The 23,740-nt window shown below is 66.4% G+C and carries 23 protein-coding genes; 8 read left to right on the top strand and 15 right to left on the bottom strand.

All coding sequences use genetic code 11. The annotated features are described in order from the left end of the window. Nucleotides 1–6 precede the first annotated feature (6 nt). The 3 genes from AC3WL7_RS02500 to AC3WL7_RS02510 all read left to right on the top strand — a co-directional run bounded on the left by AC3WL7_RS02500 (nt 7) and on the right by AC3WL7_RS02510 (nt 3,255). The gene (locus AC3WL7_RS02500) at nt 7–900 is read left to right on the top strand and encodes an SDR family oxidoreductase (protein ID WP_492749190.1); all 894 of its coding nucleotides are present in this window, start codon (nt 7–9) and stop codon (nt 898–900) included. 129 nt (nt 901–1,029) lie between these two features. Continuing rightward, entirely contained in the window at nt 1,030–2,655 is a 1,626-nt protein-coding gene (locus AC3WL7_RS02505; protein ID WP_200731640.1) for a histidine kinase famiy protein, read from the top strand. A 123-nt stretch (nt 2,656–2,778) separates the two neighbouring features. Further along, a complete protein-coding gene (locus AC3WL7_RS02510) occupies nt 2,779–3,255 on the top strand; it encodes a hypothetical protein (RefSeq protein WP_492749191.1) in 477 nt (158 codons plus the stop codon). Between the two features lie 40 nt (nt 3,256–3,295). Here the strand turns inward: AC3WL7_RS02510 and glgX are convergent, their stop codons facing one another. Further along, complete coding sequence (gene glgX / locus AC3WL7_RS02515; RefSeq protein ID WP_492749192.1) at nt 3,296–5,440, bottom strand: glycogen debranching protein GlgX; 2,145 nt, start codon at nt 5,438–5,440, stop codon at nt 3,296–3,298. A gap of 136 nt (nt 5,441–5,576) precedes the next feature. Between glgX and AC3WL7_RS02520 the strand changes: the two genes are divergently transcribed. The 3 genes from AC3WL7_RS02520 (at nt 5,577) to AC3WL7_RS02530 (ending at nt 6,926) form a co-directional block, all read left to right on the top strand. Continuing rightward, a complete protein-coding gene (locus AC3WL7_RS02520) occupies nt 5,577–5,900 on the top strand; it encodes a hypothetical protein (RefSeq protein ID WP_492749193.1) in 324 nt (107 codons plus the stop codon). A 97-nt stretch (nt 5,901–5,997) separates the two neighbouring features. Beyond that, nucleotides 5,998–6,417 (top strand): BLUF domain-containing protein, encoded by a 420-nt coding sequence (locus AC3WL7_RS02525; RefSeq protein WP_492749194.1) that lies wholly within the window; start codon nt 5,998–6,000, stop codon nt 6,415–6,417. Between the two features lie 95 nt (nt 6,418–6,512). Next, complete coding sequence (locus AC3WL7_RS02530; RefSeq protein ID WP_492749195.1) at nt 6,513–6,926, top strand: DUF4172 domain-containing protein; 414 nt, start codon at nt 6,513–6,515, stop codon at nt 6,924–6,926. Between the two features lie 17 nt (nt 6,927–6,943). Here the strand turns inward: AC3WL7_RS02530 and AC3WL7_RS02535 are convergent, their stop codons facing one another. From AC3WL7_RS02535 to AC3WL7_RS02545, 3 genes are all read right to left on the bottom strand, one after another. Further along, the gene (locus tag AC3WL7_RS02535) at nt 6,944–7,309 is read right to left on the bottom strand and encodes an HVO_A0114 family putative DNA-binding protein (RefSeq protein WP_492749196.1); all 366 of its coding nucleotides are present in this window, start codon (nt 7,307–7,309) and stop codon (nt 6,944–6,946) included. A gap of 175 nt (nt 7,310–7,484) precedes the next feature. Then, nucleotides 7,485–8,783 (bottom strand): chloride channel protein, encoded by a 1,299-nt coding sequence (locus tag AC3WL7_RS02540; protein ID WP_492749197.1) that lies wholly within the window; start codon nt 8,781–8,783, stop codon nt 7,485–7,487. Between the two features lie 220 nt (nt 8,784–9,003). Then, complete coding sequence (locus AC3WL7_RS02545; RefSeq protein ID WP_492749198.1) at nt 9,004–10,365, bottom strand: putative bifunctional diguanylate cyclase/phosphodiesterase; 1,362 nt, start codon at nt 10,363–10,365, stop codon at nt 9,004–9,006. Between the two features lie 312 nt (nt 10,366–10,677). Between AC3WL7_RS02545 and AC3WL7_RS02550 the strand changes: the two genes are divergently transcribed. Continuing rightward, entirely contained in the window at nt 10,678–11,238 is a 561-nt protein-coding gene (locus AC3WL7_RS02550; RefSeq protein ID WP_079221906.1) for a fasciclin domain-containing protein, read from the top strand. A gap of 53 nt (nt 11,239–11,291) precedes the next feature. Here the strand turns inward: AC3WL7_RS02550 and AC3WL7_RS02555 are convergent, their stop codons facing one another. Genes AC3WL7_RS02555 through AC3WL7_RS02580 form a run of 6 tightly spaced genes read right to left on the bottom strand, consistent with a single transcriptional unit; the run spans nt 11,292 to nt 16,351 of the window. Continuing rightward, nucleotides 11,292–11,729: a hypothetical protein gene (locus AC3WL7_RS02555; protein ID WP_492749199.1), complete on the bottom strand. Its 438-nt coding sequence runs from the start codon at nt 11,727–11,729 to the stop codon at nt 11,292–11,294. Between the two features lie 46 nt (nt 11,730–11,775). Further along, on the bottom strand, nt 11,776–12,540 hold the full coding sequence (locus tag AC3WL7_RS02560) for a carboxymuconolactone decarboxylase family protein (protein WP_492749200.1): 765 nt from the start codon (nt 12,538–12,540) through the stop codon (nt 11,776–11,778). Then, entirely contained in the window at nt 12,518–12,997 is a 480-nt protein-coding gene (locus AC3WL7_RS02565; protein ID WP_492749201.1) for a (R)-mandelonitrile lyase, read from the bottom strand. The genes AC3WL7_RS02560 and AC3WL7_RS02565 overlap by 23 nt, the downstream gene beginning before the upstream one ends. Next, the gene (locus AC3WL7_RS02570) at nt 12,994–14,247 is read right to left on the bottom strand and encodes an MFS transporter (RefSeq protein WP_492749202.1); all 1,254 of its coding nucleotides are present in this window, start codon (nt 14,245–14,247) and stop codon (nt 12,994–12,996) included. The genes AC3WL7_RS02565 and AC3WL7_RS02570 overlap by 4 nt, the downstream gene beginning before the upstream one ends. Further along, complete coding sequence (locus AC3WL7_RS02575; protein WP_492749203.1) at nt 14,247–15,281, bottom strand: alpha/beta hydrolase; 1,035 nt, start codon at nt 15,279–15,281, stop codon at nt 14,247–14,249. The genes AC3WL7_RS02570 and AC3WL7_RS02575 overlap by 1 nt, the downstream gene beginning before the upstream one ends. Nucleotides 15,282–15,295: 14 nt before the next feature. Beyond that, the gene (locus tag AC3WL7_RS02580) at nt 15,296–16,351 is read right to left on the bottom strand and encodes an NAD(P)-dependent alcohol dehydrogenase (RefSeq protein ID WP_492749204.1); all 1,056 of its coding nucleotides are present in this window, start codon (nt 16,349–16,351) and stop codon (nt 15,296–15,298) included. A gap of 126 nt (nt 16,352–16,477) precedes the next feature. On the opposite strand from AC3WL7_RS02580, the gene AC3WL7_RS02585 reads away from it, so the two are divergent. Then, on the top strand, nt 16,478–17,374 hold the full coding sequence (locus tag AC3WL7_RS02585) for a LysR family transcriptional regulator (protein ID WP_079221912.1): 897 nt from the start codon (nt 16,478–16,480) through the stop codon (nt 17,372–17,374). Nucleotides 17,375–17,416: 42 nt separating this feature from the next. Here AC3WL7_RS02585 and AC3WL7_RS02590 read toward each other — a convergent pair whose 3' ends face one another. The 5 genes from AC3WL7_RS02590 to AC3WL7_RS02610 form a co-directional block, all read right to left on the bottom strand. After that, nucleotides 17,417–18,370, bottom strand: a complete 954-nt coding sequence (locus AC3WL7_RS02590; RefSeq protein WP_492749205.1) for an alpha/beta fold hydrolase — start codon at nt 18,368–18,370, stop codon at nt 17,417–17,419. Between the two features lie 112 nt (nt 18,371–18,482). Further along, the gene (locus AC3WL7_RS02595) at nt 18,483–18,812 is read right to left on the bottom strand and encodes a hypothetical protein (RefSeq protein ID WP_492749206.1); all 330 of its coding nucleotides are present in this window, start codon (nt 18,810–18,812) and stop codon (nt 18,483–18,485) included. Between the two features lie 85 nt (nt 18,813–18,897). After that, nucleotides 18,898–20,541 carry an MFS transporter gene (locus AC3WL7_RS02600; RefSeq protein WP_492749207.1) on the bottom strand — a complete coding sequence of 548 codons (1,644 nt, stop codon included), beginning with the start codon at nt 20,539–20,541 and terminating at the stop codon, nt 18,898–18,900. After that, nucleotides 20,535–21,818 (bottom strand): alginate export family protein, encoded by a 1,284-nt coding sequence (locus tag AC3WL7_RS02605; RefSeq protein WP_492749208.1) that lies wholly within the window; start codon nt 21,816–21,818, stop codon nt 20,535–20,537. Before AC3WL7_RS02605 ends, AC3WL7_RS02600 begins: the two co-directional genes overlap by 7 nt. Beyond that, entirely contained in the window at nt 21,797–23,644 is a 1,848-nt protein-coding gene (locus AC3WL7_RS02610; protein WP_492749314.1) for an amidohydrolase, read from the bottom strand. Before AC3WL7_RS02610 ends, AC3WL7_RS02605 begins: the two co-directional genes overlap by 22 nt. Between the last annotated feature and the right edge of the window lie 96 nt (nt 23,645–23,740).

Raw genomic sequence — 23,740 nt, forward strand, 5'->3', positions numbered from 1 at the left:
TCGACCATGAATGATCGTCTGAAAATGCAGGACCCGCGCAGCCAGTATCCGCAGCCGCCCTTCCCCGCCCAGCCGCAGCCTGTGCCGGGCAAGGCGGCAGCCATGGACCCGGTGCCGGACCACGGTGAAACCAGCTACCAGGGCTCGGGCAAGCTGAGCGGACGCCGTGCGCTGATCACGGGCGCCGACAGTGGTATCGGCCGCGCTGCGGCAATTGCCTATGCACGCGAGGGTGCCGATGTCGCCCTGTCCTACCTGCCCTCCGAAGCCTCAGATGCCGAAGAAGTGTTCGCGCTGATCGAGGCCGAAGGCCGCAAGGCCCTGGCGCTGCCGGGTGACATCACCGACCCGGAATGGTGCAAGACGATGGTGGAGCGCACCGTGAAAGCCTTCGGTGGCCTTGACATCCTGGTAGTCAATGCGGCCCGCCAGCAATACCGCGAAAACATTGCCGAGCTGAGCGCGGAAGACTTCGACAAGACAATGAAGACCAACCTGTACGCGATGCATTGGATCTGCCAGGCGGCGGTTCCGCATCTGCCGGCAGGCGCGTCTGTCATCACCACTGCGTCGGTGCAGGCGTATGACCCTTCGGCGATCCTCTTGGATTACGCCACCACCAAGGCGGGCATCGTTGCCTACACCAAGGCGTTGTCGGCACAGCTGGTCGAAAAGGGAATCCGCGCCAACGTGGTGGCGCCCGGCCCGTTCTGGACCGCGCTGCAGTCCTCCGGTGGCCAGCCGACCGAGGCGGTGACCAAGTTTGGGACACAGGTACCGATGAAGCGCCCGGGCCAGCCGGTGGAGATCGCGCCGATCTACGTGCTGCTGGCCAGCCAGGAAGGCAGCTATTTGACCGGTGAAGTGTTCGGCGTCACCGGTGGCGCGGGCATCGCTTGAGCCTGCGTACGCTGAATCTGAATTATTCAGGCTGAACGCGGTCATTTTCACGCGCGTTGTGGCAAGGTGCCGGGCTTTGACGAGCCCGGTGTTTACGCTGGCACCCGTCGCATCCAAGCAGGGAATGGCGTGTCGAACGATCAATTCAAGGGATTCCCCTCACCCGCTGTCAGAAGCCACCAGCAAGCCGGCGTGGGTGACAAACGGTCGGATATCTTCTTTAGCGCGGTGGAAACCACGCGGATGCCGATGATCATCACCGACCCGCACCAGCCCGATAACCCCATCATCTTCGCCAACCGGGCCTTCGTGGAAATGACCGGCTACGAGCGCGAGGAGTTGGTTGGCCGCAACTGCCGCTTCCTGCAGGGTCCGGACACCGACCCTGATGCGATTGCCGAGATCCGTGAGGCCATTGCCGAGACCCGCGAGGCGGCCACCGAGGTGCTGAACTACCGCAAGGACGGTTCGACCTTCTGGAACGCCCTTTTCGTGTCGCCGGTCTTCGACGATGACGGCACGTTGGTGTACTTCTTCGGTTCCCAGCTGGACGTGTCGCGGCGACGCGATGCGGAGGATTCGCTGCGCCAGGCGCAGAAGATGGAAGCGCTTGGCCAGCTGACCGGCGGCATCGCGCACGATTTCAACAACCTCCTGCAGGTGATGTCCGGCTACCTGGAAATGATCACCGGCACCTCCGAGCAGGAGCTTGGGCCGGACAGCTTTGTCAGGCGCGCGGCGACGCAGGCGCAGTCGGCGGCCAACAAGGCGGCGGTGCTGACCCAGCAGTTGCTGGCGTTCTCGCGGCGGCAGAAGCTGGAAGGCCGCACGGTCAACCTGAACTCCCTGGTGTCCTCCACGGTGGAACTGGCCGCCCAACGCGTGGGCGCCGAGGTGGAACTGGAGATGGATCTGGCGCCGGGCCTGTGGAACTGCAGGATAGACACCACCCAGGCCGAAGTCGCCATCCTCAACCTGGTCATCAATGCGCGTGACGCGTTGAAGGGACGTCCCGATCAGCGGGTGCTGCTCGCCACGCGCAACGTGGAGGTTTCCAAGGGTGCCGCCTCCGGTGACCTCGACCATCTGCCTTCCGGGCGCCTGGTCTGCATTTCAGTGCAGGACAACGGCAGTGGCATGTCGCCGGATATCGTGCGCCGGGTGATGGATCCGTTCTTCACCACCAAGGACGAAGGTGAAGGTACCGGGCTGGGACTGTCCATGGTGTATGGCTTCGTCAAGCAGTCCGGCGGCACCGTGCGCATCGCCTCCGAGCCAGGCGTGGGCACGACCGTCAGCCTGTATTTCCCTGCGACGACCGATGCGCTGACCAAGGATGTTGCGCCCTCCAACATGGCCATGGACCGCGGTGGCAGCGAGCGGATCCTGATTGTCGAGGACCGCGATGACGTCGCTGAACTGGCGCAGATGCTGCTGGAGGCCGGCGGCTACCAGACCCGCGTTGCCAACGATGGGGCATCGGCGCTGTCGCTGCTGGAACAGGGCGAGGTGTTCGATCTGCTGTTCACCGATCTGATCATGCCGGGCGGCATGAATGGCGTGCTTCTGGCGCGCGAAGCGAAGCGCCGGTTGCCGAGAATGAAGGTGCTGCTGACCACGGGCTACGCCGAAGCCGGACTCGAGCGCACCGATGCGGGCGGCTCGGAGTACGAGGTGCTGAACAAGCCGTTCAACCGGCAGCAGCTGCTGCGCAAGGTGCGGCTGGTGCTGGAGGGGCCCACGGGCGTTGGCTGAGCGTTGCGCTGCCCTGCGGCGGGCAACCTGGGCTGAATCCCGTCATGGCATTGCATTGCACGCGCGGCGCGCAGCTCCCACCTGATCTCTGCGCCCACGCATGGGCGCTCTCAGGAGAAATACATGCCGCACCATGAAAAAATCGCCTTGTCCGGCGTCGTTGAACACGTGTTTGCCCACCGCTTCACGCTGCTGGCAGATGGCCAGCCCTATTTGGCCGATCTGGGGCCCAAAGGTGCCGACGCCTTTTCCATCGAGCCGGGTCTTGCAGTCAGCCTGGAGGGTGAACGACGTCCGTCGGAGATCAAGGTGCTGAGCATTGCCCGCACTGGCGGCACGCGGGTGGAGATCGAGCACAAGAAGCCGCACCATGGGAAGGCGCATCATGCGGGGAAGCACGCAGACGCAGATCCCGCCGCAGCACTGGACGCCGTGAAGCAGGCGGGGTGGACACCTGCCGGTGAGCCGCAGCGTCACCCCAAGCACTTCGAAGTACTGGCCCGGCAGAAGGGCGGCGACTGGATGGAACTGCACGTTGATTTCGGCGGGACCATTTACAAGCAGAAGCCCGCAGCCACGCACAAGTGGGATATTGCGTAAGTAGATGAAGCCCCGCATGAGCGGGGCTTCTTTGTATTGCTCAGCCTGCAGCCGCTGCCCCGCACCGGAAAACAGTCAGGCTGCGTGGCGGGGCCAGGAAGTGGCCAGCGCCCTTCACGGCCTGTTCGCCGGTGAGACCCGCATCGGTGGTCAGCAGCATCGACCAGTCCAGCGCCGCACCTTCGTCGTCCGGCAGCGCAAACTCGACGCCCTCATGATAGGCGTTGATGACGATCAGCAGGCTGGCATCGCTCGCATGTTCACGCACACCGGATGCCTGTGCCCTGCCCTCCAACAGCAGCCCGACCGAACGCGCGCCGGCGTCATTCCAATCGTCATCGGTCATTTCCCGGCCGGCCGGGTTGAGCCAGGTCAGATCGCGCACGTCGGCCTGCTCGTTGTACTGGCCGTTGAGGAAGCGGCCGCGGGTCAGGATCGGATGGCTCTGGCGCAGCGTCAGAAGGTCACGCACGAACTGCGCCAGCCTGCCTCCGGTGGTATCGCGTCCCCAGTCGATCCAGGCCGTTTCGTTGTCCTGGCAATAAGTATTGTTGTTGCCGCCCTGCGTCTGCGCCCGCTCGTCACCGGCCAGCATCATCGGCGTGCCCTGCGAAAGCAGCAGGCTAGCCAGCAGATTGCGCATCTGCTGCTCGCGCAGCGCGTTGATGCCCGCGTCGTCGGTCGGACCCTCGGCACCATGGTTGCAGGACGAATCGTTGTTGGAGCCGTCCTGGTTCCCTTCGCCATTGGCGTCGTTGTGCTTCTCGTTGTAGCTGACCAGGTCGTTGAGGGTGAAGCCGTCGTGCGCGGTGATGAAGTTGACCGATGCCCACGGGCGGCGGCCGCGTCGGTCGAACAGGTCCGCCGAGCCGGTCAATCGGGTAGCAAACTCAGCCAGCTTGCCTTCATCGCCTTTCCAGAAGCCGCGCGCGGTATCGCGGAACTTATCGTTCCACTCTGCCCAGCCCGGCGGGAAATGCCCGACCTGATAGCCGCCGGGGCCACAGTCCCAGGGCTCTGCAATCAGCTTGACCTGGCTGAGCACCGGATCCTGGCCAACCGCATCGAGGAAGCCACCTCGCTGATCGAAACCGGTCGGTTCCCGGCCCAGGATGGTGGCCAGATCGAAGCGGAAGCCATCCACGTGCATGTCATGTACCCAGTACCGCAGGGAATCGCAGACGAAGCGGATGGCCTGCAGGTTGCTCAGATTGAAGGTGTTGCCGGTGCCGGTATCGTTGATGTAGTACCGCTTGTCTTCGGCCAGGCGGTAGTAGCTGGCGTTGTCGATGCCCTTGAACGACAGCGTCGGCCCCAGTTCGTTGCCTTCGGCGGTGTGGTTGTAGACCACGTCCATGAAGACCTCGAGCCCTTTCGCGTGCATGGCCTTGACCATGTCGCGGAACTCGTCGCGGTGCCCGCTGGCCAGGTAGCGGCGCTTGGGCGCAAAGAACGCCAGCGTGTTGTAGCCCCAGTAATTGCGCAGGCCCTTGTCCAGCAGATAGTTGTCATCCAGATAGGCATGGACCGGGAGCAGCTCTACTGCGGTGACGCCGAGGCCGCGGATATAGTCCAGCACGGCAGGCTGGGCAAGGCCGGCACAGGTTCCGCGCACGTCGTCGCTGACCTCGGGGTGGCGCTGGGTAAAGCCGCGCACGTGGGTTTCGTATACGACGGTGCGGTTCCAGGGCGTGAGCAGGCGCTCATCGCCTTCCCAGTCATAGGTATCTTCCACCACCACGGCTTTGGGCATGAACGGTGCGCTGTCGCGTTCATCAAAACTGAGATCGCCATCGGGGTGGCCGATGGTGTAGCCGTAAAGTTCATCGGCCCAGGTCAAGTCACCATCGATTTCACGTGCGTAAGGGTCGAGCAGCAGCTTGTTGTGGTTGAAGCGGTGCCCTTCCGCTGGCGCATAGGGGCCATGCACCCGGTAGCCGTAGCGCTGACCGGGCTTCACATCGGGCAGGTAGCCATGCCAGATCTCGTTGGTGTACTCGGGCAACTCGATGCGCTGCTCGTTGCCGTCCTCGTCGAACAGGCAGAGTTCAACCTTGGTGGCGTGTGCACTGAAGAGCGCGAAGTTCGTACCTTGCCCATCGAATGAGGCGCCCTGCGGGAACGGGCGGCCTTCGCGGATGCGGGACGGGGTGGCGTAGCGGGAGGATTTGACCTGGTCGCGCATGGGGGAGGCTCTGTATGCCGGCTGCGGGCTTGCAACCGGGGAGCGCAGAGCATCCCTTTCGTGCTGTAGAAGCCGCGTGGCGGCGGCATCACACAGAATTGCGGCGGCCGGAGCTTGGCAGGCTGTCAAAGACTCCTTGGCCGATCGCCTGGCGATTGCTGCAATGGGTGCAGCTCAATACGGCGCCGCCGGAAATCGCTGTCAGTCCTACCGGCTCGCGCGCGACGAAGTCGCTGTCGCAGGTGTGGCAGTGCGCGTGCACCTTGACGATGCTCGGCCCGTCCGGTCGAGCGACGTCCAGGCATTCAACCTGGTCCAGTCGAAAGCGGCCGGTTTCGCCGGCGGCACCGCAGCTGTGGTGTTCCTCTCGCTCGCACATATGGTTTCCAGCCGTGGCGTTTGGTGCAGCATCCTGCTTTGCCGGGGAACATGGCGTGCTGCGCCCCTGATCCCCGCGTGAAGACGGGTGAAAGTCGGGAAATCCACTGGGCGGAAATGGTCAAGCGGACCACGGCTGGAAGGAGTACCTTGTCTGCAACCCATGACCGGACCCCTCCATGCTGCGTGCTGTCGCCTACCGAAGTGTTGCCGTGCAGGGAATTGATGCGCTACGCCTCGAGCGCATCGTGGAGGGCGCCCAGCGCTTCAACCGGATGGCGGGCGTGACCGGTGCCATGCTGTTCGATGGGGCACGCTTCCTGCAGTACGTCGAGGGGCCAGCGGACGGCATCGAGGGGGCGATCGGGCGCATCCGCGCCAGTTCCGACCATGATCGGTTGCACATGCTGGGCGACGCCGTGATCGATGCGCGTCGATTTCCCGCGTGGGACATGAGCTGCCTCATGCAGCCCAATACCGTGCTGGACCGGTTGTTCGTCGCTCGCTGGGGACGCGTGGATCACGCGCTTGATGATGCCGGCACGCCTGCCGGTGGGGTGGTTCTCCTTCGCCGATTGTTGGAGCGACCAGACGCGTAGCCGGTAAAAGGCGCACAAAGCGCTCGGTGCATCGGACCGATGAGCCGAATAGCTGGTCTATTCGGCTCACTCAATGAGCCGAATAGCCGCCTTTCGTGGCTCGGTGCAGAAAAGGGCATAGGTCTGCACCTCATTGGATCTGGCACCGCCCCGGCTGGCCTGCCTTCACATGGGACGCAACAGCAGTTGCGGGACGGCTGCGCGAGCGTCAGCAGGTCCAGGACCAGCTGCTCGGCATGGCTGGGGCTGCTACGGGCGAGCAGGTCAAGGTGCTCAGCCGCATGCTCGACGGCGGCGAGCGAGGCTTCGAGCACGGCATCAGTGCGGCTCAATACCAATCAGCGGCCAAAGTTTCCAAGACCACAGCTACCCGCCACTTGGTGGACCTGCTGGAAAAGGGCTGCATGCGTCGCCTGCCAGGTGGCGGCCGTAGCACCCGGTATGTGGTTGACATACCTGCGTCGGACATCGCGTTGCCTGAGCGCCTGGCCCGAGGCAGCGCCACCTGAGAAGCGGGGCCAAGGCCTCAGTCCAGGACCACGGTGAACCGGATGGCCAGCGCTGACGGTACTACGGCCACCCCTCGCCGCTTCAATTCCACCAGGCCGTAGCGTTCCATCATCTTCAGGGTGCGCGAGAGACTTGGCACCTTCCGTCCGGTCAACCCGGCAAGTTCGGTCAGGGATTGCGGCTCGCGCTGGTGCAGCGTGTGCAGGAGGCGACGGTTCTCATCGCTCAACACCGCAGCCAACGAAGACAACGATGCGAAGGTGATCGTATCTGGCTGCTGATGATGCTGCGGCGGCGCGGAGCGCCCTTCCCGTTCGCCGCCGATGATGCAGCGGCGGCAGGCGGTCGTTGGGTGGATGGGAGTGCGGTCTGGCTCGTTCATCAGAGCAATCGGTTTGAGCAGCGCTGTAGTTTCGCGTTCCGCCCCGGGGTGGGATTGAACAAACCGCGCAATCGCGTGCTTCTGGCCGAACGTGTGTTGATGGTCTGCCGGCCAGCGGCCGGCACTACCGAGCATCAGCCGGAAAGAACGCCGACGCAGATCCGGCAGCGGGGCTTCACTTCACAAGCAGCTGCTCGGCCAGGCCGCGATAGATCGGCACCGGGCAGACCAGCCCGGACACCGCGCGGGCGATCAACACCGTCGCCAGGATGGGCAGCAGCAGGTCGCCGCTGTCGGTCAGCTCAAGCGAGATGACTGCCGATGTCAGCGGCGCCTGGGTCACGCCGGTGAGGTAGGCGCACATGCCCAGCAGCACGAAGGCGCGCGGGTCGACGGCGGGCATCAATGCGGCAAGGTTGTGGCCGATGCCAGCGCCCACGGCCAGTGCCGGCGAGAACAGGCCGCCGGGAATGCCTGCAATGTACGAGGCCAGGTTGGCGAGCAGTTTCATCAAGCCGAACTCGTGCCCCACCTGGGCGTGGCCCTGCACCAGGCTGCGTGCCTGCTCATAACCGGTGCCGTACGCCCCATCCCCGAATGCGGCGGCCAGGCCGACCACCACCAGGCCGCACCCTGCGGCGAGCAGCACCGGGTGCCGTTGCCGCAGCGTGCCCAACCAGCGCGGCCGGCCGGCAACACTGGCCAGCACCATGCGTGCGAATACCCCGCCCAGCAGGCCGGCGACCACCCCGCACATCAGGATGGCCAGCCAGGCCTGGCCGAGCGGCATGCGCGCGGTCACGTGGCCGAAGTAGGTGTAGTTGCCGAGCAGGCCCAGCGAGACTACGCCGCCCACGATGACCGCGGTCAACAGCGTGCCCGAGAACCGATGCTCGAAGCGCCCGCTCAACTCCTCAATGGCGAACACGATGCCGGCCAGGGGCGTGTTGAACGCCGCCGCGATACCGGCTGCACCGCCTGCCAGCAGGAAGTGCGACAGCTCTTTGGGATCCTTGAAGCCGAACCAGCGCCCGAACAGATACATCAGGCTGGCGCCGACGTGGACGGTGGGGCCCTCGCGGCCGACTGATGCGCCACCGAGCAGCGAGAGCGAAGTCAACAGGAGTTTGCCGGCAGAAACCCCGGGCGAGAGATTGACCTGGCGGAAGGTTTCATCGGGCTTTTCCAGCGCGGCGATGACCTGGGGAATGCCGCTGCCCCGGGTCGGGCGCAGGGCGCCGCTGGTCAGCCAGGCGAGCAAGGCGAAGATACCCGGCGTGAGCAGCAGCGCCCACCACGGCGAGTGGTTGATGGCGCGCTGGAACAGGCCGAACGCTGCGTCGCTGGCCTTGGCGAACAGGATGGCGACCAGCGCGACGGCCACTGCGCCGATCCACAGCGCGGCGCGGCGACGCCAGGCCTCGCTGCGCAGGTGGCCGGCCAGAGCGGCCTGGATGCGGCGAAACGGGTTCATGGGCACCAGTATGGTCAGTCTGGCGGGCGTGCGAAAGCAGCCACCGTGGCGGCCCACCTTGCGGCATGCGGCGGCTGGGCCCGGAAAAAGCGGGTGCCGAAGTCGTCCAGCGCGCAGGTGTAGCGCCGAGCCAACGCTCGGCTGCTCTCCGCCAAATACAGCCGAGCACGGGCTCGGCTCTACCCGCTGATCAGTCGAGCAAGCTCGACGCTACAGATGATCAGTCGAGCAAGCTCGACGCTACCCGGGCGGCGAGCCACTGCTCCAGGGCGTCTTTCGGCATCGGCGGGGCGAACAGATAGCCCTGGAAGTGATCGCAGCCCAGGCCCACCAGCAGCTCCCACTGCGCGGTTGTTTCCACGCCCTCGGCCAGGGCGCTCATGCCCATCACCTGCGAAATTTCCAGGATCTTGCCGAGCAGGTGCTGCGCGTTCTCCTGGCTCACGGCTTCGACGACAAACTGCCGGTCGATCTTCAGCTTGCGCACCGGCAGCGTGCGCAGGGTGGCCAGCGAAGAGTAGCCGGTGCCGAAATCATCCAGCGCCCATGTCAGCCCCAGGGACTCGAGCGCCTTCATCTTCTCGATCACGATGCCAGCATCGTGCGACAGCGCGGATTCGGTCAGTTCCAATTCGATCAGCGCCGGATCGACCTCGGCCTGGGCGATGACTGCAGCCACCGAGGGCACGAACGCCTCGTCGAGCACCTGCACCGGGCTGATGTTGACCGCCACGCGCAGGTGGCGAGCATGCGCTGTGCTGGACCATTGCTTGAGTGTTTCGCAGGCCTGCCGCAGGACTTCCAGGCCGATGTCCCGGATGGCGCCACTCTCCTCCGCCTGCGCGATGAACGCGCCCGGCGGCAGCAGATCGCCGGAGGGTCGCCGCCAGCGCGCCAGCGCTTCCACCCCGGTGACCACGCCACTGCCGTGTACCTGCGGCTGGTAGTGCACTTCGATCTCACCATTGCGCACCGCACGGCCGAGCTCGCGCTCAAGCCGCAGGCGGTTGCCGATGTCCTTGCGGTAGATCGCAAAGATCGCGGCCAGCAGGATCATCGAGATGACCGTATTGGAACGCGCGCCCCACACGCGTACTTCGATGGGCGGCGACGTGCCGGGCGCGAGGAAATCCAGCGCGCCGATGGCAAACGCGGCGAACGTGGCCAGGCAGACCAGCGGGAAGACCAGGGATCCGTAGCGTTCGCGCGCATCGAAGGTAAAGGCGGCACCGGCGGCCAGCGGCAGCAGGAACAGGTGCCCCGAACGCGGTACCCAGGCGATGGGAGCGTCGATGATGGCCACGCCCACCACCGAGAGGAAAACGCCATGGGCAACGATCAACAGGGACGTGCCATCGGCGCGGCGGCTGCGGACAACGGCCAGCACGCCCACCGCCATCACCCCGAGGAAAGGCGCGGCCAGCTCGGCACGGTCGACGTACAGGTAGCATGCCGTCCAGCCCAGGCCCAGCAGGATCGAGGAAATGCCTGCCAGTGACAGGATGGTGCCGATTTTCCTGCGGCGTGGTGCCTCCTGGAATTTCGGCAGGCCCTGCCATTTCCGTGCTGCTCTGTTGGGCATCTGCCGAAGCGTCCTCTTGGCGTCCGGGACGCGCGTGGTCGCGCCCCGGACGAAGGGTAGCAAAGCCCGCGCGCGGGCCAAATAGTGCCGTTTTTCTGGCGCGTGCCGGGTCTACGGCGCCTGCCCTTCGTCACGCCTCGTCAACGTCGTTGAACCATTCAAAAGACGGTTGCAATCGGCCGCATCCAAGCGCCCTGCATCACTCGTAGAGATAGGCACAACGCGCTGGCAAGGTTCCCATGGGCGCGTTATCCGCAGGCATTCCTGCATTCATGAAGAGGCCGAAGGGTCTCGTCCAGCGAGGACACGAACATGCGTAGCCAGATCCAGCGTCTTGCCATTGCCGCGGGCATCGCGGTTGCTTGTGCCGCACCCGCAGCGTTTGCCGCCGATAACCCGATGGTGGGCGGCGTGCCGATGTATGCCAACAAGACCATCGTGGAAAATGCCTCGACGGCCAAGGACCTCAGCACCCTGGTGGCTGCGGTAAAGGCCGCCGGCCTGGTGGACACGTTGAGCGGCAAGGGCCCGTTCACGGTATTCGCGCCCACCAACCAGGCCTTCGAGAAACTGCCCGCCGGTACGGTGGACACCCTGCTGAAGCCTGAAAACAAGGCCAAACTGAGCAAGCTGCTGACGTACCACGTGGTATCAGGCACCTACACCTCCACCCAGCTGACGGCGGCCGCCCGCAGCCATGGTGGCACCAGTACCCTGAAGACCGTGCAGGGTGAGCCGCTGACGGTGAAGCTGCAGGACGGCAAGGTCTGGGTGATCGATGCCAAGGGCGGCAAGGCGTCGGTGACGACTGCCGATGTGATGCAGTCCAACGGCGTGGTGCATGTGGTGGACAGTGTGCTGATGCCGAAGTAATGGCTGCTGGCGGAACCCGTGGTCAGCCATGGGTTCCGCGCTGCTGCGCTCGCTCAGTGCACCTGCGGCTGGCGGCGCGCATCCAGCGCTTCCTTGATGCGTGCAATATCGCGGCCGCCCGCGTCGGCCAGCCGCCGCACCTGCTGTCGCTCGAGGGGCGGCAGCGGCGGCGGTGGTGGCGCTGCCTGGGGAGGCGGTGTTGCACTGACCAGCCGTGCCACGGCATCGCGCAGCCGCAGTTCCGGGTAGAGACGTGCTGCGCACCAGCGCTCGGCAAAGCGTTTGCCCTGGCGGATGCTGGCAGCACGCACATCCTTGGTCTGCCACATCTTCTGCCCCTTCATCCAGAGACGAACGCCCGGCCGCCCGTCCGGGGCGACCGCGGCGATTTCGCGTGCGTTCCACCACAGCGCCCAGCGCTCACCGGTCTGCACCCAGCCGGAGACGATGCGTGCGCGATTGACGTCTTGATGTGCGGAGGGCGTAAGCATGGCCCAGAGGATACGGAGGGCGGTCTCACGGCCTGCGACGTTGGGGTTATGGCTGCGCTTTCCGCTGCAGTGCCTTTCGGACCCGCTGCGCCGGAACGGCATCCACGCAGGTCTCCAGGGTATCGGCCAGCTCGGCCAGCGCGTCCTTCCCTACGCCGATGTTCATGCTCATCCCGATGTGGGCGATTACCTGTGCATCCGCCCCCTCGATCATGGACAACATGCTGAGCGTGGCCAGTTCGCGGCTCTGCCAATCCAGGTTGTCGCGCGCGAAGATGTCACCGAAAAGATGGGTGCGCAGGTACGTGTTGGCCACGGGTGCGAAATCAAACAGTGGACCCGCCACCGGGGCGCCAGCCAGCACCGTCTGGTTGTCCGTGCCGACTTTCAACAGAGCCTCGCCCTGCGGAGCAGGCGTGCTGGGTTGGCGCCCGGGGTCGTCATGCAGGCCCCGCGCCGCGCGCGCCTGCACGACATCCATCAACTGGCCCAGCGCGTTGAGGCTGCGCGGAAAGCCGGCATAGGCGTAGAGCTGCAGCAGGACCTCGCGCACGTCGCTGATGCTGAGGCCCGCATCCAGTCCTGCTTCCAGCGCCGGCTTCAGGCGCTCGAGGTTGCCTGAGGCCGCGAACGCCGCAATCGGAACCAGCGCCTGCTGCCGTTGGCTCAGCGACGCGAGGGCCGGCATTTCGTTACGGGGTGAAGTATTCATGGGCAAGGTTTCCCGTGCGTTCGTGGCGGGCAGTCCCGCCAGGATGAGTGTGGCCAGCAGCAGCCACGACCTCGTTCTAGCGGGCGTGGTACTGCGCATCGTCCACCTTCTCCATCCACTCCACGTTGCGGCCATCGATCGTCCCGGTCACGGCAAGGTGGGTCATGGCGGTCTCGGGGGCGGCGCCGTGCCAGTGCTTTACGCCCGGTGGGCACCAGACCACGTCGCCCGGGCGGATGACCTGGACTGGCTTGCCCCATTCCTGCACCAGCCCCACCCCACTGGTGACCAGCAGGCGCTGACCGGCCGGATGGGAGTGCCAGGCCGAGCGCGCGCCCGGTTCGAAGGTGACCAGGCCGCCGGAGGCTGGAATGCCGCCCTCGGCCGGCCAGACCGGGTCGATCCGCACGCGCCCGGTGAAGTACGCCTCCGGCCCGGGCTGCGATGCCTGCTCGCCAGCGCGGGCGATGGTCTGCTGGCCTGTGTCGGCTGCGGCAGCAGTCGCGGTAGGCAGCGCGGTGGCGCCAAGGGCGAGCATGAGGAAGGAAGTGTTCATGGTGTTGGCTCCTGCGTGGAGGGTTCGGGCTGATGTGTCCAGGTGGGTTCGGATTGGCTGCGGATTACACGGGGTGACAGCGGGCGTTGGCCCGCCGCGGTGCGCCAGGCCAGGACGGCGGCCACGCCTAGTACGCCTGCGCTGGCCGCGAAGGTGCTGCCGTGGCCACCGTGGTCGTACAGTGCGCCGCCCAGGGTGGAGCCCACGGCAATGGAGCACTGCACGACCGCCACCATCAGGCCGCCGCCGGCCTCGGCGTCGTCCTTGAAGGTGTCCGCCAGCCAGCTCCACCAGCCCACGGGGGCGGCGGTGGCGAGCAGGCCCCACACCGAGAGCAGCACCGCGACCGGCCAGAGCTGGGTGCCGAACGGCACCAGCAGCAGGGCAATGGCTGCCATCAGCATCGGGATGCCCACCAGCGTGCGGTACAGCCCGTGCGCGAGTGCGCGGCCGACCAGTACGGTGCCGATGAAACCGGAAACCCCGATCGCCAGCAGCACCATGGAAAGCGCGGTGGCACCCGCGTGTGTCACGCTTTCGAGGAACGGGCGGACATAGGTAAACAGTGCGAACTGGCCCATGAAGAAGGCACCGCAGGCAGCCATGCCCCATCGCACCGGCCGCCGTCGCAGCAGGGCCAGCACGTTGCCTGGCGCGGCGGTGGCGCGCGCAGGCATGCGTGGCAGGCTGGCCCACTGCCAGGCGAACGCCAGCGCCGCGACCGGAAGCAGGCACAGGAACGCACCGCGCCAGCCGATGATCCCTCCGAGATAGCTGCCCAGCGGCGCCGCGACCACCGTGGCCAGCGCATTGCCGCCGTTGAAGATGGCCAGGGCACGCGGGACCTGCGAGGGTGGCACCAGGCGCATGGCGGTTGCCGCCGACAGTGACCAGAAGCCGCCGACGACCACGCCGATGAGGGCGCGCCCGGCCATGTACACCGCGTAGCTGTGCGCGGTGGCCACGACCACGCCGGACACCGCCATCAGCGCGGTGAGCAGCAACAGGACCGTTCGCCTGTCCAGCCGCCCTGCCAGGCGCGCAATGGACAGGCTGGTGAGCACGGCAAACGCACCGGAGATGGCGATGCCGTAGCCCGCCAATCCCTCGCTCACCTGCAGGTCGGCAGCGAGCGGGGTAAGCAGGCTGACCGGCATGAACTCCGAGGCAATCAGCGCAAACACGCACAGGGTCATGGCGAAGACGCCGCCCCAATGTGCGCGCGCCGGTGCGTTCTGGTCGTCGGTCATCACGGCGCCGCCAGTCCCTTCTGGAAGAACGCCGCCAGCCGGCTGAAGGGAATCAGCTGGGTGCGATCGTAGAGATCCACATGCCCCGCCCCTTTCACCCAGTACAGTTCCTTCGGCTGGCCGGCGCGGCGATAGGCATCTTCACTGAACGCGCGCGAATGGGCGTGGTCGCCACTGATGAACAGCATCGGGCGCGGCGCGATGGTCTCGATGTCGTTGAACGGATGGAAGTTGAGGAACTTCACCAGGCTGCTGAACAGCGGCATGGTGGTCTGGTCCGCCTGCTGCCCGGATGGGGTGTAGGCGCCGCGCGGGGTCCGGTAGAAATCGAAGAACTCGCGCTGCACTTCGGGCGTGTCCGCGCTGAGTTCGGTGACCGTGCCCGGCACATAGCGTGGTGCGGCACCATTGAATTCCGCCTGGCGCTGCTCGATGGCGGACTGGATCATCGCCTGGCGTTGGGCCAGGCTCTGCGAGGCATTGAGGCCGTTGCGCATGGCTGCCCCCATGTCGTACATGCTGACGGTGGCGATGGCCTTGATGCGCGGGTCGATCTTCGCCGCGCTGATCACGAAGCTGCCGCTGCCGCAGATGCCGAGCGCGCCGATGCGGCTGCCATCGACGATCGACTGGGTCGCCAGGAAATCCACGGCGGCACTGATGTCGTCGGCGTAGATCTCCGGTGCGACCATGTGGCCAGGCGTCCCTTCACTCTCGCCCCAGAAGGAAAGATCGATGGCGAGGGTGACGAAACCCTGCTCGGCCAGTTTCTGCGCATGGAGATTGGAACTCTGCTCCTTCACCGCCCCCATCGGGTGCCCGACCACGATGGCCGGGTACTTCGTGCCGGGTGTGCGGTCCTTGGGCAGGAACAGGTCGCCGGCCACCTTCATCTGGTACTGGTTGCGGAACGTCACCTTCTGCGAGGTGACGCGCTCGCTGCGGTAGAAATTGTCGGCTCCGCGGGAGAGGTCCTGCGCGGACGCCGTCGTCGAACCGGCCAGCAGGCCGGCAAGGAGGAGGAAGTGCTTCATGGTCGGGGGTCTCTTCAGGCCGAAAGCGTGGCGGTGTCCATCACGAAGCGGTACTTCACATCGCCCTTGAGCATGCGTTCGTAGGCGTCGTTGATCTCATCGGCGCGGATCAGCTCGATGTCGGCCACCACGCTGTGCGCGGCGCAGAAGTCGAGCATTTCCTGTGTTTCGGCGATGCCGCCGATCATCGACCCGGCCAGCGTGCGGCGCTTCATGATGAGGTTGAACACCGCCGGCGACGGATGCGGCGTTGCCGGTGCACCGACCAGCACCATGCCGCCATCGCGCTTGAGCAGGACCAGGTAGGCGTCGAGATCGTGCGGGGCCGCCACGGTGTTGATGATCAGATCGAACGATTTCGCATGCGCGGCCATTTCGTCCGCCGAACGGGACACGACCACTTCATTGGCACCCAGCGCCAGAGCCGCTTCGCGCTTGCTTTCCGAGGTGGTGAATGCCACCACGTGTGCGCCCAGCGCATGGGCCAGCTTCACGCCCATGTGGCCCAGGCCGCCGATGCCGACGATGCCGACCTTGCTGCCCGGGCCGGCGTTCCAGTGCTTCAGCGGCGACCAGGTGGTGATGCCGGCGCACAGCAGGGGCGCGACGGCGGCCAGCTGGTCTTCCGGGTGGCGGACGTGCAGCACGTAGCGCTGGTGCACGACGATCTGCTCGGCGTAGCCGCCGAGGGTATGGCCCGGCGCATCGCTGGTGGGGCCGTTGTAGGTACCCACCATGCCGTCGCAGTAGTTTTCCAGGCCATCGCCGCAGTCCTGGCAGTGACGGCAGCTGTCGACGATGCAGCCGACACCCACCAGGTCGCCGGCGTTGAAGCCCTGCACCTGGGCGCCCACGGCGACTACGCGGCCGACGATCTCGTGCCCGGGCACGCAGGGAAACAGGGTGCCGGCCCATTCCGCGCGGGCCTGGTGCAGGTCTGAATGGCAGATGCCGCAGAAGGCAATGGCGATCTGCACGTCGTCCGCGCCGGGCGCGCGGCGGGTGATGTCGATGGCTTCAAGGGGGCGGTCGCCGGCATGGGCGCCGTAGGCTTTGACGGTCAGGGACATGGCCGATGCATCCTGGGGTGGGAGGTGGCGGCCATTGTGCCGAGCCCCTATTGGCTTGATTAGCCAATTGAACCTTTTAGGGTCTATTAGCCCTGCTAATCAATCTGCCGTGCCACACTTCGCCCCATGGCCAGACGCAACCTCAACGATCTCCTTGCCTTCGTCACGGTCGCCCGGGAAGGCAGTTTCACCCGCGCGGGCGCCGTGCTGGGCGTCTCCCAGTCGGCGCTGAGCCAGGCCATCAAGGCGCTGGAAGAGCGGCTGCAGATCCGTCTGCTGACCCGCACCACGCGCAGCGTCTCGGCCACGCCGGCTGGCGAGCGCCTGCTGGAGGCGATCGGAAATCGCTTTGATGAAATCGAGGCCGAACTCGATGCATTGACCGAACTGCGCGAGAAGCCTGCGGGTACGGTGCGCCTGACCTGCGGCGATCACGTACTGCGAACCGTGCTGCTGCCGCGGTTGTTGCCTGTGATGCAGCGCTACCCCGACGTGAACATCGAGTTTGACGTGAACTATGGCCTGCGCGACATCGTCGCCGACCGCTTTGATGCCGGGGTTCGCCTGGGCGAGAGCATCGACGGCGACATGGTCGCGCTGCCGATTGGACCCCGGCTGCGGATGGCCGCCGTGGCAACACCGGACTACTTCAGCCGGCACCCGGCACCGAAGGTGCCGGCCGATCTGACCACGCACAACTGCATCAACATGCGCTTTCCCACCACCGGCGGCCTGTACGTCTGGGAATTCGAGCGACGCGGCCGGCAGGTGAATGTGCGGGTGGATGGACAGGCGACCTTCAACAGTTCGCCGCACATCGTGCTGGCAGCGCTGCAAGGCCTCGGCATCGCCTTCCTGCCCGAAGAGGAGTTCGCGCCGCACCTGCAGGAAGGGCGGCTGGTCCGCACGCTGCAGGACTGGTGCCCGCCGTTCTCCGGCTACCACCTGTACTACCCGAGCAGGAAACAGCACTCCCCTGCCTTCGCGCTGGTCATCGAGGCGCTGCGCATCCAGGCCGGATGACCTCCGGAACAGGGCCCCGGCACATGCCAGGGCCCCCGTCACTCACTTTTCCTGCAGGAAGGTCAGCAGGTCCTGGTTGACCTTGTCCTTGTGGGTGTCGGTCAGGCCGTGCGGTGCACCCGGGTACACGATCAGCCTTGCGCCCTTGATGAGCTTGGCCGACTGGCGGCCGGAGATGTCGATCGGCACGATCTGGTCGTCATCACCGTGGATGACCAGGGTCGGCACGTCGAACTTTTTCAGGTCGGCGCGGAAGTCAGTCGCCGAGAACACGGCGATCGAATCGTAGGTGTTCTTGTGGCCACCCTGCATGCCCTGCGCCCACCAGGCGTCGATCAGGCCCTGCGAGACCTTTGCGCCCGGGCGGTTGAAGCCGTAGAACGGGCCGGACGGAATGTCCTTGTACAGCTGCGCGCGGTTGTCCATCTGCGCCTTGCGGATGCCATCGAACACTTCGATCGGCAGGCCGTTGGGGTTGTCGGCGGTCTTCAGCATGAACGGCGGCACCGAGCTGATCAGCACGGCCTTCTTGACCCGGCCGGTGCCATGGCGGCCGATGTAGCGCGCCACTTCACCGCCACCGGTGGAGAAGCCCACCAGGGTCACGTCGTGCAGGTCCAGGGTGTTGATGACCGTGGCCAGGTCATCGGCGTAGTGGTCCATGTCGTTGCCATCCCAGGGCTGGCTGGAACGGCCGTGGCCACGACGGTCATGCGCGATCACCCGGTAGCCGTGGTTGGCCAGGAAGATCATCTGCGATTCCCAGCTGTCCGAGTTCAGCGGCCAGCCGTGGCTGAAGGTGACGACCGGGCCGTCCTTCGGGCCCCAGTCCTTGTAGTACAGCTGCACGCCATCGGCGGTGGTGATGTAGCTGGCGGTGCGCGCGATGCTGGTGACGGCCGCCGGCGTGGCCGGTTCGGCGGCCTGTGCGGACAGGCCAGCCTGGACAGACAGGGCCAGCGCGGCGGCGGCCAGGGTACGGGTGAAGGTGTTCATGGATGAACTCGCTTGGGTGGGTGGTGTGGGACGTACTGTGCGCCCGATTTCGGGCGCATCGGTGATGTATGGTCCGGAATACTTGATGGATCGTCTTGCACCGTTGTGCGGATCACGGCCGCACGCAGCCAATGGCGTCGCAGCCGCCGGCAGCGATGCGGCCCTTCTCCAGCACCAGGATCCGGTTGGCGGCCCACAGCGCGCAGGACATGGCGATGCAGTCACAGCGCGCAGGTTGCTTCTGCTTTTCCCAGAGCAGCTCGAAGTAGCCCTCGCCGATGCGGCCGCGGATGGTGCCCGCCGCCTCGTGGTGTACCGATCCGCTGCAGGTCAGCCCCCGGTGCAGTCCCCAGCGATGAAGCTCGCGCAGTGACTTCGAGCGCAGCGCCTCGTCGACCAGGCCCATGAGGCCTGCGGATATCTGTGTTGCCAGGTACTGCATTGGGGTTTCCGGAAAGGCCTGATGTGCGCAGGGCGCCGTGTAGGACGCCCTGCGGTGTAGCCACGTGCGGCAGACAACGGCGTTGTCAGATGTCCTGGTGGTGGCGTGCAGGCGGAGCCACCGGCGCATCGCCGCCGCCCACGAAATGGCGGACCACCGGGGCGCGCTCACCCCTGTGCAGCGCCCGCAGCGCTTCCTGGATCTGCTTGTCGTCGGCGGTGATGCGTTCGTGCTGGCGCAGGTGTTCCAGCCAGGACGCGGTGACGAAGTACTCAAGGTGGATGCCCGGGCTGGCCACATCCTCGACAACCCCCCAGACCACGGCACCGTCGCGGCGCCGGATGATGCCCAGCTGATGCATGTGTGCGTGGAATGCCGCGCGATCCGCTTCGTCGATGCGGTACTCGAGGGTGACCAGCACCGGCCCGCGGTCGTGCGAAACGGCCACCGACAGTTCCGGTGCAGGCCAATGTCCTGCCGGGCGCAGGTTCAGTTCTTCGGTACCGGCAATACGCACGCGCCAGACCAGCAGGCCACCGACCAACGCGCCGATGGCGGCCACCAGCAGGGCCAGCTCCGGCGACGTCCGCTGCGCCAGCGCGCCCCAACTCAGGCCACCGGCGGCCATGCCGGCCGAGAAGATCATGATGTACAGCGCCAGGGCACGCGCACGCACCCACGCCGGCACCGCGGTCTGCGCTGCGATCTGCAGCGAGGACAGCACGGTGATCCAGGCAAAACCATTGATCATCATCACCGGCGGCAGCAGGTACCAGCTGCGCAGCAGTGCCAGGCCCACCAGGCTGGCGGCCAGCGAGAGCGTGGCCAGCAGCACCAGCAGGTCGCGGTCGAGCTTCGCGCGCAGCTTGGGCAGCAGCAGTGCGCCACCGACGGCACCGATGCCGATGCAGCCCAGCAACATGCCGTACTGCCCTGCCCCGCCGTGCATCTGGCCACGGACGACCACCGGCAGCAGCGCGTTGGCGGCGGCAGCAAAGAAGAAGAAGCCGACCGACTTGATCAGCACCGCCTGCAGCTTGCCTGCCTTCGTGGCGTAGCGGATACCGGCCTTGAGGCCGGCGCCGAAGCCTTCCGGCGGCAGGCTCGAAGCGGTTGCATCGCGCTTCCACGCCCACACCACCACCAGCATGGCGGCAAAGGTGATGGCGTTGAAGGCAAACGCGTACATCGCGCCGAGCTGGGACACGATGACGCCACCGATGGCCGGACCAATCGAGCGCGCGATGTTGATGCCGATCGAGTTGAGTGCAACCGCCGAAGCCAGCATCGGCTGCGGCACCAGTTCGGACACGATCGCGGCCTGTGCCGGCATCGCCATGGCCGCGCCACAGCCCATGCAGAACGTCAGCAGCACCAGCAGTTCCGGGGTGAGCATCTGCAGGTGGGTCAGCACGGCCATCACCAGCGCCACCAGCAGCATCCAGCCCTGGGTGAACACCAGGTACCTGCGGCGGTCGACGATGTCGGCCAGCGTGCCGGCGGCCAGCGCCAGCAGCACGATCGGCACCGTGGTGGCCGACTGCACCAGGGCCACCATCAGCGGCGAGCCGGTGCGCTCGGCCATGACCCAGGCCGCGGCCACGTCATTGACCCAGGTGCCGATGTTGCTGGCCAGGATGGCCAGCCACAGCGACCGGAACATGCCGATCTTCAACGGGTACCAGGCACCGGCCTGGGAAGCGTTCTGTGATGGGGCTGCATTCACCATTGCCATGCTCCAACGATCGAGGCGAACAGCGTGTCCTGGCCGCCGGCCTGCTTCAGTGCAGGACCCGCATCCATCCAGGCCAGCTGCAGCTGCCATTGCCAGTGTTCGCTGGCCTGCCAGCGTGTTTCGGATTTGTATTGATTGCCGATGCGGCGGGGGCCGCCTGCCGTACCTGGCAGGGCCACCAGCGGCGCCGGCGTGGTGTAGACCGCATCGGCGCGGCGGTGCTTCCAGGCCAGCTGCACGCCCAGTTCGGTGGTCACCTTTTCATGCAGGCGCAGGGCCAGCGTGGGCTGGATGTCCATCAGGTTGGCCGGCGCCAGCAGGCTGGCTTCACTGAAGTAGGCCGACTTCGGGTACAACGCATTGAACGTGCCCAGGCGACCATCGTGCAGGTTGCCATCGCCACTGGCGATGTCCGCCTTGACGCCCAGCCGCGGCTGCAGGGGCACGTTCTGCCACTGCCAGCCGGTATCGGTGGCGACCGTCCAGGCACGGATGTCCAGGTCGGCCGCCGCCGTGCGCAGTTCGCCGCCCTGGGCGACCAGCTCGGTGTTCCAGTCCAGGCCGCCCGCGCGGCCGAACCAGCGCGCACCCAGGGTCTGGCGGCGCTCGATGCCGCTGCCGGCGGCAAAGCGGCCCGCCTCCCTGCGGTAGTCGAGCAGGTACAGGTCCCACTGGCCGGGCCCGTGGCCGCGGGCGGTGGTGGCATAGGCACCCCACAGGTGCGCGCCCCGTTCGCCACGGTCATCAAACGCGCCCGGGCGGTTCTCGACCGCGCGCAATGCCATCAGGTCCAGCGTGCCCAGGCGACCGGTCCAGCCGACACGTGCACCGTCGAACGCCAGGCGGATGTTCGGCCCGTCACGCACGGACAGCAGCCGCGAGCTGCCGTAGCCGGCTTCCTGCCGACCCAGCTGCACGTGCATGCCGTTGTTCTCCCAGCGCCAGTACGCCTGCTGGATGTCGAGCGCGCCACGATCGGTCCTGCCCGGGCCGCCGGCCTTGCCTTCCTCGGCATGGGCGCCCAGCTGCAGCATGGCCTGCCAGTTGTCCTGGCGGTACCGCGCCGATGCCAGGGCGCGCAGCAGCCCATAGCCATCCTCGCTTTCGCCGATGCCGAACCGGGTCGGGTCGTAGTACATGCCGCGCAGGCGCAGCGAGGCATCCAGCTGCAGCTGGCCATCGCCCACGTCGGTACAGGCGCCACCGCCGCAGGCCAGGGCCAGCGACGGCGTGGCCAGCAGGGCCAGGGTCAGAACGCGAAGCATGAGCATCCCATTGCACCCCAGAACGAGGTCAGTTCATTGTTCGGCGCGGCGTGCAGTGCCGCATGGCCGTGTGCGCCGTGGGCACCGCAGGGCGCGCCGTGGTGGTGGTGATGGGCCATGGCCAGGCCGGTAGCGGTGCCGCCGACGTGGTAGCCACCGAACGTGTTGACCGGTGACCAGTCCGGCATCGCCGGCGGCAGCGGTGCAGCGAGGCCTTCGAAATCGCCATCGGAGTGCACGATCTTTCCGCCGACCACGGTCAGCAGGCTGGTGATATCGGCAATCTGGCTGTCGTCGACGCGGAAGAAGTCCGAGGACAGGATGCTGAAGTCCGCCAGCTGGCCGACCTTCAGGGTGCCCTTGGTGTCCTCGTCACCCGAGAACCATGCGCTGCCCTGCGTCCACAGCCGCAGCGCCTGTTCGCGCTCGAGCAGGTTCTCTTCGCCATACAGCGCCAACCCACCCACGGTGCGTCCGGTCACCAGCCACGACAGCGCCACCCACGGGTTGTAGCTGGCCACGCGGGTGGCATCGGTACCGGCACCCACCGGCACGCCTTCGGCCAGCATGCGCTTGACCGGCGGCGTGTGCCGCGCGGCCTGCACGCCATAGCGCTCGACGAACGCCTCACCCTGGTAGGCCATGCGGTGCTGCACGGCGATGCCGCCGCCCAGCGCACGGATGCGCTCGATGTTGCGCGGGGTGATGGTTTCGGCGTGGTCGATGAACCAGCGCAGCCCGTCGAACGGGATTTCGCGGTTCACCTGCTCGTAGACGTCGAGGATGCGGGTGATGCTCTCGTCATACGTAGCGTGGATGCGGAATGGCCAGCGTTTCTGCACCAGCAGCTTGACCACGTCGTGCAGTTCGGGCTCCAGCTCCGGCGGCAGTTCCGGGCGCGGTTCGTTGAACAGCTCGAAATCGGCTGCCGAGAACACCAGCATTTCGCCGGCCCCGTTGTGGCGCAGCAGGTCATCACCCTGGCGCGGCGTGAGCATGTCCGTCCAGCGCTCGAAGTCGGCCATCTCCTGGCCCTGCTTCTGGGTGAACAGGTTGTAGGCGATGCGCACGGTCAGCTGGTCATCGCGGTGCAGCTGCTCGATGACCTGGTAGTCCTCGGGGTAATTCTGGAAGCCGCCGCCGGCGTCGATCACCGAGGTGATGCCCAGGCGGTTCAGCTCGCGCATGAAGTGGCGGGTGGAGTTGGCCTGGTACTCGATCGGCAGGCGCGGGCCCTTGGCCAGCGTCGCGTACAGAATCAGCGCGTTGGGCTTGGCCAGCAGCAGGCCGGTCGGGTTGCCCAGCGAGTCACGCACGATCTGGCCACCCGGCGGATCCTTCGTATCCTTGGTGTAGCCCGCCGCGCGCAGCGCCGCGCGATTGAGCAGTGCGCGGTCGTACAGGTGCAGCAGGAACACCGGCGTGTCCGGTGCGATGTCGTTGAGTTCCTGCAGCGTCGGCAGGCGCTTTTCCTGGAACTGGGTGGCGGTGAAACCGCCGACCACGCGCACCCATTGCGGTGCCGGGGTGCGGTCGACCTGGGCCTTCAGCATGGCCATGGCATCGGCCAGCGAGCGCAGGCCGTCCCAGCGCAGTTCCAGGTTGTAGTTCAGGCCACCGCGGATCAGGTGGGTGTGGCTGTCGTTGAGCCCGGGGATGAGCCGGCGCCCCTGGCCGTCGAGGATGGTCGCCTCGGCGGCCCAGCCCCGCATGACCTCTTCGTTGGTGCCCACGGCCACGATCCGGCCATCCTGCACGGCCAGCGCCTCTGCATGCGGCATGGCCGGGTCGAGGGTGGTGATGCGGGCGTTGCGGATGACCAGGGTGCTCATCCGCTTGCTCTGCTCGGGCGAGAACACCTTGGCGAAGCTGCGGCCGACGAAGCCCATGGCCAGGGCGGCGCCTGCACCGACGATGACGTTGCGGCG

The sequence above is a fragment of the Stenotrophomonas sp. FW305-3-2-15-E-LB1 genome (assembly GCF_058787375.1).